Source organism: Novosphingopyxis iocasae, from assembly GCF_014334095.1.
GTDB lineage: Bacteria > Pseudomonadota > Alphaproteobacteria > Sphingomonadales > Sphingomonadaceae > Novosphingopyxis > Novosphingopyxis iocasae.
In genome coordinates this window covers 23,805-42,453 of sequence record NZ_CP060495.1, presented here as the reverse complement: position 1 = coordinate 42,453, position 18,649 = coordinate 23,805, and the positions used below count along the sequence as shown (strand labels likewise).

Sequence of the window (18,649 nt, the reverse complement as noted above, 5' to 3'; positions counted from 1 at the left end):
GCCGATACTCAGGCGACCTCCGCTCGCAGTCCCATATAGCTCGCCAGCTGGCCAAGGCGCTTTTCCACCGTTTCGGAGAGCAGCGCTTCGGCATCGGCGCTCAGGATCAGCCGCTCACCCTCCACCCGGATGCCGCTTTCCTTCAGCGGCGCGGCCATGCCGGCGCTGATCCGCTGCGCAAGTCGCATGGCGAGGCCCCAGGCGATGGCGCGCTCGATTGCTTTCGCCCCCGCCAGAGCGCCGCCGCCGGGAAAGGCCGAGGTGCCGCCGCCGAAGCTGGTGTAGAGCGCCTGCCCCAGCATCTCACGCCCCGCGCCGTCGATGCCGACCCAGTTCCCGTGAAGCCCCGCCTCCAGCCCGCGCTCGGCCCGGAAATCCGGGTTCGCGCGCCACGCGACATCGCCAAGGTTGCAGGCCGCGCGGCGCAGACGCTGCCATTCGGCGCTGTCGCTCTCGAACAAGGGCGCGATCCATTCATCAACCGCGATGCCGTGCAGCGGAAAGCGCCCCTCTGCCCGGCCCATGTCCGCGGTTCCGGCGAGCAGCGGATCGGCGCTCCGCATCTGCGCGTCCAACGCGTCGAAATGCGTGCCCTCGCGCACGCCGAAGGCGGAAATCAGAATATTGCTGGGCTTCAGCTGCTCCACCAGCAGCGCCAATAGTCTGCTCGCCTCGCGCATATAAGGCACGCGGCTCGATCCGACGCCGGGCACCTTGCCGATCTCCGCCGCGTCCATGGCAGCAACCCTGTCGGCGAGCTTCACGGCGCGCGCCGGCGCGATCTCATAATGATGGACCACGCGCAGCGGCCAGTCGCCTGCCTCCATGTCGATACGCGCCAGCGATCGCCAGCTTCCGCCGACCAGATATAGCGGCATCGGCTTGTCCTTGATGGCAAGATCGCTCTCGGCAAGGGCCTTGCCGAAGCGCTTGGCAAGTGCGCCCGTGCCCTTGTCCAGGATCGGCTTGGCGCGAAGCACGCCGAAGGGCAGCGATACGCCCTGCTTCACCTGCCCCTTGCCGATCCGGGCAATCTCCAGACTGCCGCCGCCCAGATCGCCGACCCAACCTTTGGCATCCGGAAAGGCGGCGAGCACGCCCATGCCGGCGAAATAGGCCTCTTCCTCGCCGCTCAACACCCGCGGTTCGAACCCGTGCGCGCGGGCACCTTCCAGAAACTGATCGCCATTTTCGGCATCGCGCACCGCGGCGGTGGCAATCACGTCCACCCGCTCCACCTCGAACCGGTCGCACAGCAAGCGGAAGCGCGAGAGGGCACGCAGCGCACGCGCGCTCGATTCCTCGCCGATCCGGCCCGTTGCCGCCAAGTCGCCGCCAAGGCCCGCCATTACCTTCTCGTTGAAGATCATGGAGGGCGCGCGCGGATGGCCGGAATGCACCACCAGCCGTACCGAGTTGGAGCCGATGTCCACCACCGCCGATCGCATGCTGGGCGTTGCCGCGGCTTCGGGGGCGGCGGCCTTGCTGCGGCGAAGGATCACTTGGGCTTGCGCCGGTCGAGCCGCAGCTTGGGCACCGATTTCGATTTCTTGAGCGCTTTGCCGCGCCCGGACAAGGAGGGGTTTGTCATGAAATACTGGTGCAGGTTGAAGCGCTTACCCTCCGGCTGGACGCGTTCATACTGCCCCTCACCATCCATTTCCCAGCTCTGTTCATTATCGATCAGATTGGCGACCATCACCTGATCGAGCACCTGGTCATGCACGGTGGGGTTTGAGATCGGCATCATATATTCCACGCGCCGTTCCAGATTGCGCGGCATCCAGTCCGCCGAGCTGATGAACAGCTTTGCGCCGTCATTGGGCAGCGCGCGGCCATTGGCGAAAGCCCAAATGCGGCTGTGCTCCAGAAAGCGCCCGATCACGGATTTCACGCGGATGTTTTCCGACAGGCCAGCGATACCGGGCCGCAGACAGCAGATGCCGCGCACGACCAGATCGATCTGTACGCCCGCCTGGCTCGCCTCATATAGTCGGTCGATCATCTGCGCATCGACCAGCGAGTTCATCTTGGCCCAGATGGCGGCGGGCTTGCCGTCTGCGGCGTTCGCCATTTCAGCCGCGATCAACGCCTCCAGATCCTGCCGAAGATAGACCGGTGAAATCGAGATGCGGCTGAGCTCGCCCGGTTCGACATAGCCGGTGATATAGTTGAACAGCTGCGCGGCATCATGCCCGGCAGCCGGATCGGCGGTGAAATAGCTGAGATCGGTGTAAATTTTGGCGGTGACCGGGTGATAATTGCCGGTGCCGAAATGGCAGTAGGTGCGGTAGCCGCCCTCCTCCTTGCGCACGATCATGGTGACCTTGGCGTGCGTCTTCCACTCGATGAAGCCATAGACCACCTGCACGCCCGCGCGTTCGAGCTGCGCCGCCCAGGCAAGGTTCTGTTCCTCGTCAAAACGCGCCTTCAACTCCACTACCGCCGTCACGGACTTGCCTGCCTCCGCCGCGTCAATCAGGGCACGGATGATGCGCGACTGGCGCCCCGCGCGGTAAAGCGCCAGCTTGATTGCGACGACATCCGGATCGGACGCGGCCTGCTCGATCATGGCAACCACCACGTCGAAGCTTTCATAAGGGTGGTGGACGATGATGTCCTTCGCCTGGATCGCGGCGAAGCAATCCCCGTCATATTCGCGGATGCGCTCCGGGAAGCGCGGGGTAAAGGCGGGGAATTTCAGGTCCGGCCGGTCTTCATTGCACAGGATCGCCAGATCGCTGATGCCGATAAAGCCGTGGACGAGCGCGCGGGAGGAGCCGACGACGAGGAGATCTTCACGGATCGTGGCGGACACGGCATCGGGCAGGCTGTCGTTCAGCTCCAGCCGGATTACCTGCCCCTTGCGCCGCCGCTTGATCGCGCTCTTGAAGTAGCGGACCAGATCTTCGGCCTCTTCCTCCACTTCGATATCGCTGTCGCGCACGATGCGGAATGTGCCCGATCCGATCAGATCATATCCCGGAAACAGCCGCTCCACGAAGAACAGCACCGTATCTTCTATGGTGACGTATCGCGCCGCGCCCCCTGGCACGCGCAGGAAGCGCGGCAATGCGGCGGGGATCATCAGCAGTTCGCGGATCGAGCGGCCATCCTTCTGCCGCTTCATGTCGAGCACGATGCTGAGGCCCAGGTTGGGAATGAAGGGGAAAGGATGCGCCGGGTCCAGCGCCTGCGGTGTCAGGATGGGGAAAATCTGATCGTTGAAATGATCGCGCAGCCAGGCCGCGCCCTCTTCATCCAGCGAGGACGGCATGACCACTGCGACGCCCTCTTCCTCCAGCGCGCCGCGGAGAAATTCCCACGCCTGCTGCTGCGCTTGCATCAGCCGGTCGCTCTGTTCGTAGATCGCCTCAAGCTGCTGGGCGGGGGTCAGGCCGTCGGGCGAGCACAGCTCCACCCCCTGCGCCACCTGCCCGACCAGGCCTGCGACGCGGACCATGAAAAACTCATCCAGATTGCTGCCGGAGATGGAGAGGAAACGCAGTCGCTCAATCAGCGGATGGCTGGGGTTGCGGGCCTCCTCCAGCACGCGTTCGTTGAATTTGAGCCAGCTGAGCTCGCGGTTGATGTAGCGCCGCGCGCCTTCCGGCGGATTGGGGCTGGGCGGCGTCTTCCGGAACTTTGCGTCGCTTTCAGCCATCTCAAATATCCAATTCGTCCTGATGTTCGAACAGATTGCGCGCCAGCTTCATGCCCACGGGGCCGCCTTGTTCCAGCGCGCGGGCATTGGCTTCGCGAACGAATCGCTCGGTCGCGGCGTAGCTGCGGTCGATGCGCTTCACGATATAAGAGAGCGTCTCGTCGGTCGCCCCGGTTCCCGCGCGCGCCAGATGAAGCCGCAGGAGCCCCTCCAGCATCGCATCGTCCGGCTCAGCCAGCTGGGTAAGCTGCATCGCGGCAAGGCGCGATCGCAAGTCCGGCAATGCAGTGCCCCATTCACCCGGCGGCGTGCGTGCGGTAAGGAGCAGCGGCTTGCCCGCCCCCTTCGCAGCGTTCCAGGCGTGAAACAGCGCCTCGTTCTCCCACTGATCGGCATCGTCGATCGCAGTGCCGGAGTGGCTGACTTCGAAATGCGCAGCCATCAGGCTTTTGCCCGATCGCGGCGGTCCGGTGAGGATCACGCCGCCCTGCGGCCAGTAGCTGTGATTTTCGATCAGTCCCGCCGCCCCTTCATTGGCGGGCGTAACGATCAGTTCCGTGCCGCTACCGGCGGACCAATCCAGGGGAAGCGCGATCTGCCGCATCGCCGGGCCAGCCTCGCCTAGCGGCTGATCCTGAGCGCGCCGCCCGCATCCTGGAGGGTGAAGCCGCGCGCCGCCAGTGCCGCGCGCAAGGCATCGCGGTCTCCGGCAAAGGTCACCCGCATGACAGATGTACCACCCAGCGCCAGGCTGGACGTGGTCGCGCCCTGCACGCCCGCTGCCCCGCGCACCGCGGCCTCGGCGGCGGTCACGGCAGATGCATCGGGCGTTGCGAACTGCACGTTGAAGCTCTGGATCGACGGTGCCGCAGCCGGAGTAGCCGCAGCTGTAGCGCTTGGCGGCGGCGGCCCGATCGAGGGCACATAGTTGTCGTCGCCCGGACGGCTCGGCCCGCTGTCCACAACCGGTGCCGGTTCTTCGAGATCGATCAGCTCGCTCTCGTCCACCGGTTCCTGCACGATCAGCGACTTGTCCGGTGCCAGCATGCCGGCGGCCAGGGCGCGCTCATAGATTGCATTGATGCGGCGCACGCCCTCGTCCATCATCTTGGCGATGCCGCCGGGGCCGGACGTGCGCAGCCCGAAGCTTTCCAGATAAGTGTTGTCCGGGCCGTAGCGCGCGGTGAAGGTCGCCTCCACCGGGCCGCCCGGCCACTGCCGCTCGATCCGCACGATCGGGATCAGGATGTCGGCCGCACCGAACTGATCGAGCAGGGCGCGCCACCAGATACGGCTGCGCCGGTCGATCTGCCCCGCCGTCAGCACCAGCGAATCGCCGCCGCCGCCATAGGGCCGGATATAATCGATCGCGCTTTCGGACGTGCGGTAACGCGCCCAGGCACGCTGCCAGTCGGTGCGCTGTTCGAACACCATCGGCGCGCCGGCATTGATTGTTACCGGGATGATCATCAGCGGCGCGGAGCGGGTCACCTTGCCGCTGACGCCCAGCAACTGCCCTGCCCGTGCCCGGTCGAACACTACGCCCAGACGCGCAACATAGCGGCGCGGGCCGATCTCCTCTTCCTCCACTACAATGGCGGAGACCATGTCGTTGAGCCGCGAATCGGGCAGGCTGGACTTCTGCCCGCCATGGGTGCGCGCCCACAATTTGGCCCAGCCCAGGCGCTGCGCCTCCGCCCAGCCATTGCGGCGGGCGTCTTCTGCATCCTTGCCGGTGACGTTCACCTCGATCCCGCTCACCTCGAAATCTCCGGTGGAGGCGATCGGTGGAACGCCGCGCTCCGGCCCTTCGATCTGCGCGTAGACGAGCGCGGAGGAACCGGCGAGCACGGTGGCCGCGGCGGCGATCATCCATTTACGGGGGGGACTGGGCAAACGCATCGGCGCTCTTTTGGCGACTGAAGCATGGAATTCCAAGCGCGATCTGGCTAGGCGCTCAAAGGATGAGCGACACAAACGACCCGTCCGCCCCTTATAGCTACGAACAGTCCGGCGTATCGATTGCTGCCGGCAACGCGCTGGTGCGCGCCATCGCGCCGCTCGCTCGTGCCACGGCGCGGCCCGGCGCGGACGCCGACCTTGGCGGTTTCGGCGGATTTTTCGATCCGAAGGCGGCAGGGTTCAGCGATCCGCTGCTGGTTGCCGCGAACGACGGCGTGGGCACCAAGGTAAAGCTCGCCATCGATCATGACCGGCACGACGCGATCGGCGTGGATCTGGTGGCGATGTGCGTCAACGATCTGATCGTGCAGGGCGCAGAGCCGCTGTTCTTCCTCGATTATTTCGCCACCGGGAAGCTGGACAACGGCGTTGCAGAGCGCGTGGTCGCGGGGATCGCCGAGGGCTGCAAGCAGGCAGGATGCGCGCTGATCGGAGGCGAGACGGCGGAAATGCCGGGCATGTATGCGGCGGGCGACTACGATCTGGCGGGTTTTTCCGTCGGCGCGGTCGAGCGCGGTGAACAGCTTACCGGAGAGGCGATCGCACCGGGCGACATCATCCTGGGGCTGGAAAGCTCGGGCGTGCATTCCAACGGCTTCTCGCTGGTCCGTCGCCTCGCCGCCGACAAGAACTGGGATATGCATGCGCCCGCGCCGTTCGATGACAGCCGCAGCCTGCTCGATGCGCTGATCGCGCCCACCCGCATTTATGTGAAGGCGCTGCTGCCGCTCCTTCGCGAAGGCCATATCAACGGCCTTGCCCATATCACCGGCGGCGGGCTGCTGGAAAATATCCCGCGCGTCCTACCCGAGGGGTGCCGCGCGATGATCGACGCGGGCGCCTGGGACCAGCCGGGCCTGATGGCATTTCTGCAGGAACAGGGATCGATCGCGCCGGGCGAAATGGCCCGCACGTTCAACTGCGGCATCGGCATGGCGGTGATCGTGCGCGAGGACCGCGCGGGCCGCGTGACGCAGGCGCTGGAAGACGCAGGCGAGACCGTTCACGCCATCGGCCGTATTGGCGCTGGCAAGCGCGGCTGCCGCATCGGTGCCGCCCACGGCGACTGGGGCGCGAGCGCCGAATGGGAAGCGGCACATGATGCGTGAGGGTGCGTAACTTCGATGATCATGGTTCCGCACTGTGAGCGGTAGAGCCAAGGTCGCCGTCCTGCTGTCGGGCCGCGGCTCGAACATGGCAGCGCTGCTGTACGCGGCGAAGGCGAAGGGCTGTCCGTTTGAGATCATTCTCGTCGCTTCCAACGATCCCGAAGCGCCCGGCCTGAAGCTTGCCGAGGCGGAGGGCATCGCCACCTTCGCCCACCCGCACAAGGGTTTGGCCCGCGCCGATCACGATGCGATCATGGACGCGGCAGTGCGCGAGGCGGGCGCCGATTACATCGCGCTCGCCGGATATATGCGCATCCTTGGCGAAGCGTTCGTGTCCGCCTGGAAAGGCCGGATGCTGAACATCCACCCATCCCTGCTGCCCAAATACAAAGGCCTCCACACCCATGAGCGGGCGCTGGAAGCAGGCGACGCCTTTGCCGGCTGCTCGGTCCATCTCGTAAATGCCGGGGTCGATGACGGGCCACTGCTCGCGCAGACGCGAGTCGCCATATTGCCGGACGACGATGCGGACAGCTTGGCCGCGCGCGTTCTGATCGCAGAACATCAGCTCTATCCGCGCACGCTCGCCGCCTATGTCGGTGAGCGCATGGAACGGGGCGGCTAATCCTTGGCCGATGCGCGCAAAAACCTTCCGGCGGCCGCAGTTCTGACGGCACTGGCGGGCTATGTCGATGCAACCGGCTATCTGGTGACCGGCGGATTCTTTCCTTCGTTCATGAGCGGAAACTCGACGCGTGCCGGAATCGGCCTAGCGGAGCAGTCGAGCGCGGCGACCATCGCGCTGATGCTAATCGGATCCTTCGTGCTCGGCGTGATCGCGGGCACGGTGCTGCGGATCATTTCGCGTAAGCATATCGCAAGCTCGCTACTGATCGGAATTGCAGCCTGTCTGGCGGTAAGCCAGCTCCTGTTCGATCATGACTGGAAAATGTTAGGCGTGGCGATCATCGCCTTCGGCATGGGCGCGGAAAATCTCGTGTTCGAACGCGACGGGGAGGTGCGCTTCGGCATCACCTATATGACGGGCACGCTCGTCAAGATCGGCCAACATATCGGCCGAGCGCTGGGCGGAGGGCCGCGCTGGGACTGGCTGCACTATGCAGCGCTCTGGATTGCCATGCTGGCGGGCGGAGCGAGCGGCGCGCTGATCTACGCGCACTGGAGCCTGGATGCCCTGTGGGGACCGGTCGTGGTGCTCCTGATTCTCGCCTTCGTGCTGCGCCATCATGACGAACAGGACGAGAGCGGCGAGACCGACCGCTGAGGCCGCGTTCTAGCTGGACGAGGAACGCGCCGAACCGTGGCAGCGCTTCGAGCAATATTTCACCTCGTCCCACACATCCTTCCACTTGCGCCGCCAGGTGAACGGGCGTCCGCAGGAGGCGCAGGTCTTGGTGGGCAGGTTCGCCTTTTCGACGCGCTTGCCCACCATGATCCGGTCGATCAGCCGACGATTTCGTCTTCGGTGAAGAAGAACTTGATCTCGTTCGCGGCGTTTTCTTCGCTGTCCGAGCCGTGGACGGTGTTCGCCTCGATGCTTTCGGCCAGTTCCTTGCGGATGGTGCCGGCTTCGGCGTCGGCGGGGTTGGTCGCGCCCATGATGTCGCGGTTGCGCTTTACGGCGTCTTCGCCTTCGAGCACCTGCACGACGACGGGGCCGCTGGTCATGAACTCGACGAGTTCACCGTAGAAGGGGCGCTCTGCGTGGACGGCGTAGAAGCCCTTGGCCTGCTCCTCGGTCATCTGGATGCGCTTGGACGCGACGACGCGCAGCCCGGCGTCTTCCAGCATCTTGGTGACCGCGCCGGTGATGTTGCGGCGGGTGGCATCGGGCTTGATGATCGAAAAGGTGCGGGTAACCGCCATGATGAACTCCTGAGATTTTAGGGATTGGTCTTGAAAGATTGAGCGCGCCCCTAGCGCCCGCGCACGCGGGTGGCAAGCGCGCGCGCTTCAGGCCGCCCGTGTCCAGCGGCGGCCATCCTGTTTCCAGTAATGGCATTGCCAGCCGTCGCGGGCAGACAGCGCCTTCCAGGCGGTGCGGGCGCCTTCGATCTTGTCGGGTTCGAAGAGGAAGAAGATGCGCTGATAGCCGTCAACGCCCTCACGCCAGTCGCCATCGGCGATTGCGCAATATTGCGCGCCGTTGCCGCCGATAACGCCCGAACCGAGCAGCACGGGCTGCGCCGCCTCATCGCAGGAGCCCACTTCGCCATGCGCCAGAAAACTTTCCGGAGACGCATTCCATAGCGCCTCGGACAGCGCATCGCGCGCTTCCTCGCTGGCGTGCGCGATGTGAAAGCGGTGCCCTTCGGCAAGCGATTTCTTGACCAGCACCGGCAGGATCGCCGCGGCGGGATCACGCGTGAGCTGATAGAAATCGACCTGGGGCACCGCTTTGCCTTACCCCTCGAAATTATCTGCGATCAGGCGATCGAGCAGGCGCACGCCGAAACCGGTCGCGCCCTTGGCCGCCGTCGCGCTATCCTTGTCCGCCCAGGCCATGCCCGCGATGTCGAGATGCGCCCACTTCACGCCGTCGTGGATAAAGCGCTGCAAGAACTGCGCGGCGGTGATCGAACCGGCGGACCGCGGCCCCACATTCTTCATGTCTGCGATCGGGCTGTCGAGCAGCTTGTCATAGGCCTTGCCGAGCGGCAGCCGCCACAGCGGATCGCCCGACGTCTTGCCCGCCGCGGTCAGCTTGTCGGCCAGACCGTCATCGTTCGAGAACAGGCCCGCCTGCTCATGGCCGAGCGAGATCAGCATCGCACCGGTCAGCGTGGCAAGATCGACGATATATTCCGGATCGTAGGTTTCCTGCGCCCAGTGCAGCGCATCGCACAGCACCAGACGGCCTTCGGCGTCGGTGTTGATGACCTCGATCGTCTGGCCGCTCATGGAAGTGACCACATCGCCGGGGCGCTGGGCCTTTCCGTCCGGCATATTCTCTACCAGGCCGCAAATGCCGATGACATTCGCCTTGGCCTTGCGCCCGGCAATCGCGGTCATGGCGCCGGCAACAGCGCCAGCACCGCCCATATCCCACTTCATGTCTTCCATGCCCTGCGGGGCCTTTAGCGAAATGCCGCCGGTATCGAAAGTAACGCCCTTACCGACAAACACGATCGGCTTCTCGCCGTCTTTGCCGCCCATATATTCGAGCGCGAGCAAGCGGCCCGGCTTCTCCGAACCCATCGAAACGCCGAGTAGCGCGTTCATGCCGAGCTTTTCCATCTCCGGCTCGTCCAACACGCGCAAGGTGACACCGAGCGGCTCCATCTTGGCACGCGCACGCTCAACGAAGCTTTCCGGATAGATGATGTTGGCTGGCTCCGACACCAGCTCGCGCGTGAAGGCCACGCCCTCTGCAATCGCGTCGAGGCGCGTCCAGCGATCCTCGGTGCCGTCCGGCGCACCGACCAGCGTCAGCGCGTTCAGGCTGGGCTTTTCATGATCCTTCAGCTGTGTGCGATAGGTATCGATCCGCCAGCTGCGCAGCTTCGCGCCATAGGCAATCTCGGCAGCCTGCTCGGCGCTCAGGCCGTCGGCCTTCAGCGAGGCATGCTTCGCGCCCGAGGTGAGCAGCTGCGCGCTGATGGCGCCGCCAGCCTTGTCGAAACCATCCTTGCCGGTGCCGACCAGCAGCACGCGCACGGCGCTGCCATCTTCTTCGGCGAAAGTGGAGAAGCTCTGCCCGGCCTTGCCCTCGAAACGGGCGGACTTGGCGGCACCTGCCACCATTGCGCCCTGCGCAATGCCTAGAGCACCGGCATCCGCGCCGCCCTCACCTACGGGAATGACGAGGACGTCGGCGTCTTGCGGGCGGTCTGCGGAAAAGCGGATATCGATCAAGGTTTAATCCTTCTGGTACTGAATTCTGCTGTCTATGGACTCAGACGGTTCACGGCCCGCGACGGTTCCACCTCGCGCATTGCGGGATCGGGCGCGCTGGTGCAAGGGGTGCGCTCTGAATGCGCCAGCAGGTGCGATAAGGGTTCGGTAGATGAGATCGCAAAAGCCGGGATTGTACGCTGCATGCGGCCTCGCGATGGCGATTGCGCTGGCCGCCGGCGCGCCTGCCGGGGCGCAAGAACGCAGCCAGCAGGACGGCGCTTTCGATGCGCCCGATGTTCCGATTCCGCCTGCCGAAAGCGCCGCAACCAGCACTCCGCCCGCGCCGCAAATGCCCTTAGCGCCGCCAAGCGACAGCGATCAGATCGGCTTTGCTGCCGATACCCTGAATTACGACAGCGATGCGGAAATCGTCACCGCCAGCGGGAATGTGGAGCTGGCGCGCGATGGCTATCAGGTGTTCGCCGACCAGATCGAGTGGAATCGCAACAGCGGAGAGGTGGTGGCAACCGGATCGGTCCGCGCGCTCAGCCCTAATGGCGATATCGCTTATGGCGACCGCGTCACCCTGTCGGACAGCCTGCGCGAGGGCGCGATCGAGAACCTGCTGCTCGTCATGAAGGAAGGCGGCCGCCTGGCCGCGGTACGCGGGGAGCGGTTGCCCAGCGGCGTGGTGCAGCTGCAACGCGCCGCCTACACACCGTGCGCGGTGGTCGACAGCAAAGGCTGTCCGAAGGACCCGACTTGGCAGGTCAATGCCGTGCGCGTCACCTATGATCCCAACAAGGAACGCGTCAGCTATTCCGGTGCGCGGATCGAATTGTTCGGCCTGCCGCTGATACCCCTGCCCGGCCTGTCGCATCCCTTGGGCGACCGCACCGAAGGCGGGCTGCTGGTGCCCAATATCGGCTATACCAACAATAATGGCGCAGAATTGCAGCTGCCCTATCTGATCCCGCTCGGCCCCAACCGGGACATCGTGATCACGCCCTATATTTTTTCCGAAGTGCTGCCGATGGTCAGCGCCAGCTACCGTGAACTGAACGAGCTGGGCGCCTATCAGATCACCGGATACGGAACCTACAGCCGGCAAACCTCGATCACCGGCGCGCCCGTATCGCAGCAGCAGTTCCGCGGTTATATCGACGCCAGCGGGGAACTGCGCCCGGACGAATATTGGACGCTGCGCGGATCGATCCGCCGGGTCACCGACCGCACCTTCCTGCGCCGCTACGACATCAGCCGGGACGATCGGCTACGTTCCACCATCCAGGCGGAACGGATCGATTCGAACAGCTATTTCCGCCTTGCCGGCTGGGCCTTCCAGACGCTGCGTGTCGGCGCGGACCAAGGGCTGGTTCCGCTGGTGCTGCCGGAGATCGATTATCGCCGCAAGATCGCCGATCCGCTTCTTGGCGGGCAGATCATGCTGCAGGCCAACAGCCTCGCCATCGGCCGGACCGAAGGGCAGGACACGCAGCGCGCCTTTGCGCAGGCACGCTGGGACAAGCGGCTGGTGTCAGACCTTGGCCAGCTTCTCACTTTCACCTTGCTGGGCCGCGGAGACCTTTACCACAGCAGCGAGAACGACCTGCCCCGGACGCTGATCTATCGCGGAGAGCCGGGGTTCCAGAGCCGCTTCATCGCCACCGCGGCGGCCGATGCCAGCTGGCCTTTTGTGGGCCAGGCGTTCGGCGGCACGCAGATCATCACGCCGCGCGTTGAGCTGGTCGCCACACCGGCGGTCGACAATAGCAGGATCCCGAACGAAGATTCGCGCGCCGTCGATCTGGAAGACATCAACCTCTTCTCGCTCAACCGCTTCCCCGGCTATGACCGTTACGAGGATGGCTACCGGGTGGTTTACGGCATCGATTACTCGCTGCTGACCACCAATCTGTCGATCCACGCCAATATTGGCCAGAGCTACAGCTTCACCGAAGAGCCAACGGCTTTCCCGGACGGCACAGGCCTGTCGCGGCAATTGTCCGACATCGTTGGGCGAACCGATATCCGTTACAAGAATTTCGTGCGGCTAACCCATCGCTATCGGCTGGACAAGGACGGGTTCAAGGTCCGCCGCAACGAGATCGACGCCCTGGTCGGCTCCGAGAAGACCTATGCCGAGATCGGATATCTGCGTCTCAACCGCGATATCAGCACCGCTGTGGAAGACCTGCGCGATCGTGAGGAACTGCGCGCTGGCGCGCGCGTGGCCTTTGCGCGCTACTGGTCCGTGTTCGGATCGGCCATCGTCGATCTTACCGATGCCGAGGAGGACCCGTTGGCGGACAGCGACGGCTTCCGGCCGATCCGCCATCGCCTTGGCATTGCCTATGATGACGAGTGCATCAGCTTAGGGCTTACCTGGCGGCGCGACTATCAGAAGGTGGGCGATGCCCAGCGCGGCAACAGCTTCCTGTTCCGGCTGGCATTTCGTAATCTGGGCGTATAAGGCACCGGCGTCCGGGGGACGGCCATCTTTCATCCGCGGTTCAGCGCGCGCGGACTAGCCCGCAATGGCTGATTGTCCCTGTAACCGTATGGAACCGACTGGCTGACCTTATGAAATTCACCAATCTTCTCGGCATGAGTGCGGCGCTGAGCCTGCTGGCCCCCACCGCCCTGCCCGCGCAGACGGTCAACGAAACGCCGGTGCCCAATGTGGGCCTTGATATGCCGGACGGCCTGACCCTGTTCGGCAATGATGATCCCAATGTGCGCCGCGCAACCGCGGTGGTGAACGGATCGATCATCACCGGCACCGATGTGGACCAGCGCATGGCGCTGATCGTGGCGGCCAATGGCGGCAATATTCCCGATGCCGAAAAGCAGCGGCTGCGTCTTCAGGTGCTGCGCAATCTGATCGATGAGACGCTGCAGATCCAGGAAGCCGCGGCCAACGACATCTCGATCAGTGCGGACGAAATCGGCCAGACCTATGCCCGTGTTGCCCAGCAGAACGGCCAGGGCAGCGCCGCCGCGTTCGACCAGTATCTGCGCTCCATCGGCTCCGCGCCCGCATCGCTGCATCGCCAGATTCAGGCTGAGCTGGCGTGGAGCCGGCTCCTGCGCCGTAACATCAGCCCTTTCATCAACGTCAGCGATGACGAGGTTCAGTCGATCATTGACCGGCTGAACGAGAGCAAGGGCACCACCGAATATCGCCTGGGCGAAATCTATCTCGCCGCGACGCCGGAAAATGAGGCGCAGGTGGTGGCGCAGGCGCGCAATATCGTGAAGCAGATCAGCGAAGGCGGCAGCTTCGTAGCCTATGCGCGCCAGTTCTCCGAAGCGTCTACCGCGGCGGTGGGCGGCGATCTGGGTTGGGTACGCCCCGCGCAGCTTCCCACCTCGCTCGCCGAAGCGGCGCAGCAGATGCAGCCGAACCAGCTGGTCGGCCCGATCCAGTCGCCCGGCGGCGTTTCGATCCTCTACCTGATCGACAAGCGGCAGATCCTGACGGCCGATCCCCGCGACGCGCAGCTCAGCCTCAAGCAGATCTCGATCAAATTCCCGGCCAATGCCAGCCAGGCCGCCGCGCAGCCGATCCTGGATCGCTTCGCGCAGGAAACGCAGGACATTCGCGGCTGCGGCAATGCGGATGATATTGCCGCAACGCTGAACGCGGACGTCGTGAACCGCGACGGCGTGCGTCTGGGCGATCTGCCGGGGCCGCTTCAGGAGGTGATGGCGAAGCTGGAAATCGGTCGCTCCACCCCGCCATACGGTTCGCTGGAAGAAGGCGTGCGCGTGTTCGTGCTGTGCGGCCGTGACGATGCGCAGGTCGGCAATGCCCCGTCCTTCGATCAAATCCAGTCACGCCTGGAGGAAGACCGCGTATCGCGCCGGGCGCAGATCTATCTGCGCGATCTGCGGCGCGATGCCATTATCGATTACAACTGATGGCGGTGCCTGCATGACGGACAGTCCCCCGATCGCTCCCTTCGCCATATCCTTGGGCGACCCGGCGGGCATCGGACCGGAAATTATCGGTAAAAGCTGGGAGGCCCGCGGCAGCGCGGGCCTTTCGCCGTTTTTCGCCGTGGGCGACGCCTCCGCTTTTGCGCCGCATTGGGACGGCCCGGTTCAGACGATCGACGATCCCGCCAAGGCAACCGATGTTTTCAAAACCGCCTTGCCGGTAATGCAGGTGCTGGAATGCGGCGCGGTGACGCCCGGCCAGCCGAGCGCGGCGGGCGCGCAATGCGCCTATCAGTCGCTGGAAGCCGCGGTAGGGCTGGCCCGCAGCGGCAGCGCGGGCGCGGTCGTTACCGCCCCCATTTCGAAAGCGCAGCTCTATTCCGTCGGCTTCACGCATCCCGGGCAGACCGAATTCATCGCCGAACGCTGCGGTGTCTCCCGGCAGAACGCGATCATGATGCTGGCAGGCCCCGGCCTGCGCGTCGTGCCGATGACCACCCATATCGCGCTGCGCGATGTACCGGATGCGCTCTCGATCGATCTGATCGTGGAGCGGGTCCAGGCCACCGCGCGCGGCCTGACCCGCAATTTCGGCATCGACAATCCCCGCATCGCGCTGGCAGGCCTCAACCCGCATGCCGGAGAATCGGGCAAGATGGGGCAGGAAGAAGAAGAACTGTTCGTGCCCGCGGTCGAGAGGCTGCTTGCCGATGGCTGCGATGTCACAGGCCCCCTGCCTGCCGACACCATGTTTCATGAGGAAGCGCGCGTCGGCTATGACGCAGCCGTGTGCGCCTATCACGATCAGGCGCTGGTGCCGCTGAAGACGCTGTATTTCGACGATGCGGTGAACATCACGCTGGGCCTGCCGATCGTGCGCACCTCGCCCGATCACGGCACCGCTTTCGGTATCGCCGGACAGAACAAGGCCCGCGCCAGTTCGATGATCGCCGCGATCCGCATGGCCAGCGAAGCCGTGCACAACCGTCAGGCGCTCGATTGAGCCAGCCCGCTCTGGCGCCGCTGCGCGAAGTGATCGCGAAGCACGGGCTCAGCGCGTCCAAGGCGTTGGGGCAGAATTTTCTGTTCGACGAGCAGCTTCTCGATCGAATTGCCGCCGTGCCGGGCGATCTGGACGGCGCGCGCGTCTATGAAGTCGGCCCAGGGCCCGGCGGTCTGACCCGCGCCCTGCTGCGCGCGGGGGCGCAGGTAAGCGTGATCGAACGCGATGCACGCTGCCTGCCAGCGCTCGCTGAAATCGCGGAGGCCTATCCGGGCAAGCTGGCCGTGCAGGAGGGCGATGCACTCGCTGAGCAGCCGCCTCTCGCCGCGCCGTACCACATCGTCTCCAACCTGCCCTATAATGTCGGCACGGCACTTCTCGTCCGCTGGCTGAGCGGGGAGAGCTGGCCGCCGGACTGGGCCTCGTGCACGCTGATGTTTCAGAAGGAAGTGGCGGACCGCATCGTCGCCGAGCCCGGCAGCAGCCATTACGGGCGGCTCTCGGTGCTCGCCCAGTGGCGCAGCAGTGCCAGGCTGGCGATGAAGGTCCACCGGAGCGCTTTCACCCCACCGCCCAAGGTGATGAGCGCGGTGGTGCATCTCGTGCCGACACCTGCGCCCGAAGGGGTGCGCTTCGCTGTCCTCGAAAAGCTCACCGCCGCCGCCTTTGGCCAGCGCCGCAAGATGCTGCGGCAGAGTCTGAAGGCGCTGCCGGGCGCTCTCGATGCGCTGGAAGCGGCGGGGATCGATCCGACGCGGCGGGCGGAAACGCTAAGCGTGGATGAATTCGTGTCGGTGGCACGGCTGCTGTCGAACTGAACCAACGTGATTGCACGGCACTGGCCTACCCGCCCTGCCCGCGCTATCCCCTTGCGCCATGACACAGATTACGAAAAGCGAAGCCGCCGTGCTGGAGCGGATCGAGCAGCAGCCCATGCTCGATCGCACCATGACATGGGCAAAGATCAACAGCGGCACCGCCAATCTGGAAGGCCTTGCGGCCATGGCGCAGCAACTGGGCGATGCCTTCGCCGAGCTGCCCGGAGAGGTCGAGCTGGTAAAGCCCGATCCGGTCGAGACCATGCAGCCCGACGGAGCGATCCAGACGCTAGAGCGCGGCAAGCATCTCGTCGCCACGGTGCGGCCCGATGCGCCCGTCCAACTGCTCTTCACCGGCCATATGGATACCGTCTTCCCGGTGGACAGCGGCTTCCAGGAGCTGAGCTGGCGCGAAGATAATATCCTGAACGGCCCCGGCGTCGCCGACATGAAAGGCGGCATCGCCGTCATGCTGCACGCGCTCATGGCGCTGGAAGGCTCCGACGCGAAGGATCAGATCGGCTATCAGGTGATGATCAACAGCGATGAGGAGGTGGGTTCCGGCTCTTCCGCCGCGCTGATCAAGCGCCTTGCGCAAGGTAAGACCGCGGCGCTGACCTACGAACCCGCGCTTCCCGATGGCACGCTGGCAGGCGCGCGCGGTGGCAGCGGCAACTACTCGATCAAGATTGGCGGGCGCAGCGCCCATGCCGGGCGCAATCCGGAGGACGGGCGCAACGCCGTCGTCGCCGCGGCGGACCTCGCGCTCCGGCTGAAAGCGCTGATGCGCGACGGCCTTTCGGTCAATCCGGCGAAGATCGACGGGGGCGGTGCCAACAATGTGGTGCCCGATCATGCGATCCTGCGCGTCAATTTCCGCCCGCGCGATCCACGCGATCAGCGGCAAGCCGAGGAAGCGCTGGAGCGCGCCTGCGCCGCTATCGCGATGGAACATGATGTCAGCGTCCACCCGCATGGCGGCTTCGGACGCCCACCCAAGCCGCTGAGCGAAGGCGCGGAGAAGCTGTTCGGTCTGGTCAAGCGCTCGGGTGCCGATCTCGGCCTGGACATCGGTTGGCGCACCACGGGCGGGGTGTGCGACGGCAACAATATCGCCGATTGCGGCATCCCGGTGGTCGACACCATGGGCGTGCGCGGCGACGCCATCCACAGTGCGGACGAAATCCTGATCGTCGATAGCCTCGCCGAACGCGCGCGCCTCTCCGCGCTCACCATCCTCCGCCTTGCCGAAAAGGGTCTCGCATGAGCTACATCATCCGCGCCGCGCGCCCCAGCGACCTGGGCGCGCTCTACGAGATGGCGAAGCTCACCGGCGGTGGATTCACCAACCTGCCGCCCGATCGCAAATCTCTCACGGCCAAGCTGGATCGATCGAACCAGGCCTTCACCCGCGCGGGCGACGAGTTGCAGGACGATCTGTTCGTGCTGGCGCTGGAAGAGGTGGAGACCGGCGAAGTGCGCGGCACCTGCCAGCTGTTCGCGCAGGTGGGCCAGCGCTGGCCCTTCTACAGCTATCGCCTCAGCACCCTGACGCAGCAGAGCGAGGAGCTCAACCGCACCTTCCGCGCGGAGATGCTCAGCCTCGTCACCGATCTGGAAGGTTCGAGCGAGGTGGGCGGCCTGTTCCTCCATCCAAACCACCGTGCAGGTGGCCTCGGATTGCTGCTCGCGCGTAGCCGCTATCTGTTCGTCCGCCAGCACCGCGCGCGCTTCGGCGATCGCATCCTGGCGGAGCTGCGCGGCATCATCGACGAGGCGGGTGGATCGCCTTTCTGGGACGGTCTGGCGGGCCGCTTCTTCGGCATGAGTTTTCAGGAAGCGGACTATTTCAACGCCATCCACGGCAACCAGTTCATCGCCGATCTGATGCCCAAGCACCCGATCTACACCGCGATGCTGAGCGAAAGCGCGCGCTCCGTGATCGGCCTGCCCCATCCATCGGGCCGCGCGGCCATGCGCATGCTGGAAAATGAAGGCTTCGCCTATGAAGGCTATGTCGACATTTTCGACGGCGGCCCCAGCATGGTCGCGCGCACCGATCAGGTGACCACTGTGCGCGATGCGCAAGAAGCGCAGATCGTGGCGGTGGAAGAGCTGGAGAAGGACGACTGCGAACAGGCGCTGGTTGCCACCGGCCGCCTTGCCGATTGGCGCGGCGGATATGCCAAGGTGGCGCGCCGCGAGGGCGGCATCGTGCTTAGGCCGGACGCAGCGAAGCGCCTGAAGGTGGATGTCGGCGACACCGTTACCTGGATCGCGCGCTAAGGAAGAA

At 65.0% G+C, this 18,649-nt stretch carries 16 protein-coding genes and 1 pseudogene; 9 read left to right on the top strand and 8 right to left on the bottom strand.

Annotation, left to right across the window (positions count from 1 at the left end; all coding sequences use genetic code 11):
- Nucleotides 1–8 precede the first annotated feature (8 nt).
- Genes H7X45_RS00225 through H7X45_RS00210 form a run of 4 tightly spaced genes read right to left on the bottom strand, consistent with a single transcriptional unit; the run spans nt 9 to nt 5,566 of the window.
- Nucleotides 9–1,502 (bottom strand): Ppx/GppA family phosphatase, encoded by a 1,494-nt coding sequence (locus H7X45_RS00225; RefSeq protein WP_246449512.1) that lies wholly within the window; start codon nt 1,500–1,502, stop codon nt 9–11.
- Nucleotides 1,499–3,664, bottom strand: a complete 2,166-nt coding sequence (locus H7X45_RS00220) for an RNA degradosome polyphosphate kinase (protein ID WP_187335601.1) — start codon at nt 3,662–3,664, stop codon at nt 1,499–1,501. Before H7X45_RS00220 ends, H7X45_RS00225 begins: the two co-directional genes overlap by 4 nt.
- Nucleotide 3,665: 1 nt before the next feature.
- On the bottom strand, nt 3,666–4,268 hold the full coding sequence (locus H7X45_RS00215; RefSeq protein WP_187335600.1) for a P-loop NTPase family protein: 603 nt from the start codon (nt 4,266–4,268) through the stop codon (nt 3,666–3,668).
- A gap of 17 nt (nt 4,269–4,285) precedes the next feature.
- Nucleotides 4,286–5,566: a heavy-metal-associated domain-containing protein gene (locus H7X45_RS00210; protein WP_246449511.1), complete on the bottom strand. Its 1,281-nt coding sequence runs from the start codon at nt 5,564–5,566 to the stop codon at nt 4,286–4,288.
- A gap of 62 nt (nt 5,567–5,628) precedes the next feature.
- Between H7X45_RS00210 and purM the strand changes: the two genes are divergently transcribed.
- From purM to H7X45_RS00195, 3 genes and pseudogenes are all read left to right on the top strand, one after another.
- Nucleotides 5,629–6,735 carry a phosphoribosylformylglycinamidine cyclo-ligase gene (gene purM / locus H7X45_RS00205; RefSeq protein ID WP_187335599.1) on the top strand — a complete coding sequence of 369 codons (1,107 nt, stop codon included), beginning with the start codon at nt 5,629–5,631 and terminating at the stop codon, nt 6,733–6,735.
- Nucleotides 6,736–6,820: 85 nt separating this feature from the next.
- Nucleotides 6,821–7,333, top strand: a pseudogene (gene purN, locus H7X45_RS00200) (phosphoribosylglycinamide formyltransferase); the annotation flags it as partial.
- Between the two features lie 30 nt (nt 7,334–7,363).
- Nucleotides 7,364–8,020 (top strand): YoaK family protein, encoded by a 657-nt coding sequence (locus H7X45_RS00195; protein ID WP_187335597.1) that lies wholly within the window; start codon nt 7,364–7,366, stop codon nt 8,018–8,020.
- A 9-nt stretch (nt 8,021–8,029) separates the two neighbouring features.
- Here the strand turns inward: H7X45_RS00195 and H7X45_RS00190 are convergent, their stop codons facing one another.
- The 4 genes from H7X45_RS00190 to H7X45_RS00175 all read right to left on the bottom strand — a co-directional run bounded on the left by H7X45_RS00190 (nt 8,030) and on the right by H7X45_RS00175 (nt 10,608).
- The gene (locus H7X45_RS00190; RefSeq protein ID WP_187335596.1) at nt 8,030–8,188 is read right to left on the bottom strand and encodes a DUF2256 domain-containing protein; all 159 of its coding nucleotides are present in this window, start codon (nt 8,186–8,188) and stop codon (nt 8,030–8,032) included.
- 11 nt (nt 8,189–8,199) lie between these two features.
- On the bottom strand, nt 8,200–8,622 hold the full coding sequence (gene ndk / locus H7X45_RS00185) for a nucleoside-diphosphate kinase (protein ID WP_187335595.1): 423 nt from the start codon (nt 8,620–8,622) through the stop codon (nt 8,200–8,202).
- An 87-nt stretch (nt 8,623–8,709) separates the two neighbouring features.
- On the bottom strand, nt 8,710–9,150 hold the full coding sequence (locus tag H7X45_RS00180) for a DNA polymerase III subunit chi (RefSeq protein ID WP_187335594.1): 441 nt from the start codon (nt 9,148–9,150) through the stop codon (nt 8,710–8,712).
- 9 nt (nt 9,151–9,159) lie between these two features.
- Nucleotides 9,160–10,608: a leucyl aminopeptidase gene (locus tag H7X45_RS00175; protein ID WP_187336898.1), complete on the bottom strand. Its 1,449-nt coding sequence runs from the start codon at nt 10,606–10,608 to the stop codon at nt 9,160–9,162.
- Nucleotides 10,609–10,762: 154 nt separating this feature from the next.
- On the opposite strand from H7X45_RS00175, the gene H7X45_RS00170 reads away from it, so the two are divergent.
- From H7X45_RS00170 to H7X45_RS00145, 6 genes are all read left to right on the top strand, one after another.
- Nucleotides 10,763–13,066, top strand: a complete 2,304-nt coding sequence (locus H7X45_RS00170; RefSeq protein WP_187335593.1) for an LPS-assembly protein LptD — start codon at nt 10,763–10,765, stop codon at nt 13,064–13,066.
- A 110-nt stretch (nt 13,067–13,176) separates the two neighbouring features.
- A complete protein-coding gene (locus H7X45_RS00165; protein ID WP_187335592.1) occupies nt 13,177–14,517 on the top strand; it encodes a peptidylprolyl isomerase in 1,341 nt (446 codons plus the stop codon).
- A gap of 13 nt (nt 14,518–14,530) precedes the next feature.
- Nucleotides 14,531–15,538 carry a 4-hydroxythreonine-4-phosphate dehydrogenase PdxA gene (gene pdxA, locus H7X45_RS00160; protein ID WP_246449510.1) on the top strand — a complete coding sequence of 336 codons (1,008 nt, stop codon included), beginning with the start codon at nt 14,531–14,533 and terminating at the stop codon, nt 15,536–15,538.
- Nucleotides 15,535–16,356 (top strand): 16S rRNA (adenine(1518)-N(6)/adenine(1519)-N(6))-dimethyltransferase RsmA, encoded by an 822-nt coding sequence (rsmA, locus tag H7X45_RS00155; protein ID WP_246449509.1) that lies wholly within the window; start codon nt 15,535–15,537, stop codon nt 16,354–16,356. Before pdxA ends, rsmA begins: the two co-directional genes overlap by 4 nt.
- A gap of 58 nt (nt 16,357–16,414) precedes the next feature.
- Complete coding sequence (locus tag H7X45_RS00150; RefSeq protein WP_187335590.1) at nt 16,415–17,623, top strand: hydrolase; 1,209 nt, start codon at nt 16,415–16,417, stop codon at nt 17,621–17,623.
- Nucleotides 17,620–18,642, top strand: coding sequence for an arginine N-succinyltransferase (locus H7X45_RS00145; protein ID WP_187335589.1), 1,023 nt, complete (start codon nt 17,620–17,622; stop codon nt 18,640–18,642). Before H7X45_RS00150 ends, H7X45_RS00145 begins: the two co-directional genes overlap by 4 nt.
- Nucleotides 18,643–18,649: the final 7 nt, after the last annotated feature.

Coding starts and splice junctions, on each gene's coding strand:
- purM (WP_187335599.1), top strand. CDS start 5,629: ATGAGCGACACAAACGACCCGTCCGCCCCTTATAGCTACGAACAGTCC.
- H7X45_RS00150 (WP_187335590.1), top strand. CDS start 16,415: ATGACACAGATTACGAAAAGCGAAGCCGCCGTGCTGGAGCGGATCGAG.
- H7X45_RS00165 (WP_187335592.1), top strand. CDS start 13,177: ATGAAATTCACCAATCTTCTCGGCATGAGTGCGGCGCTGAGCCTGCTG.
- H7X45_RS00145 (WP_187335589.1), top strand. CDS start 17,620: ATGAGCTACATCATCCGCGCCGCGCGCCCCAGCGACCTGGGCGCGCTC.
- ndk (WP_187335595.1), bottom strand. CDS start 8,622: ATGGCGGTTACCCGCACCTTTTCGATCATCAAGCCCGATGCCACCCGC.
- H7X45_RS00190 (WP_187335596.1), bottom strand. CDS start 8,188: ATGGTGGGCAAGCGCGTCGAAAAGGCGAACCTGCCCACCAAGACCTGC.
- H7X45_RS00220 (WP_187335601.1), bottom strand. CDS start 3,664: ATGGCTGAAAGCGACGCAAAGTTCCGGAAGACGCCGCCCAGCCCCAAT.
- H7X45_RS00210 (WP_246449511.1), bottom strand. CDS start 5,566: ATGCGTTTGCCCAGTCCCCCCCGTAAATGGATGATCGCCGCCGCGGCC.
- H7X45_RS00170 (WP_187335593.1), top strand. CDS start 10,763: ATGAGATCGCAAAAGCCGGGATTGTACGCTGCATGCGGCCTCGCGATG.
- H7X45_RS00215 (WP_187335600.1), bottom strand. CDS start 4,268: ATGCGGCAGATCGCGCTTCCCCTGGATTGGTCCGCCGGTAGCGGCACG.
- pdxA (WP_246449510.1), top strand. CDS start 14,531: ATGACGGACAGTCCCCCGATCGCTCCCTTCGCCATATCCTTGGGCGAC.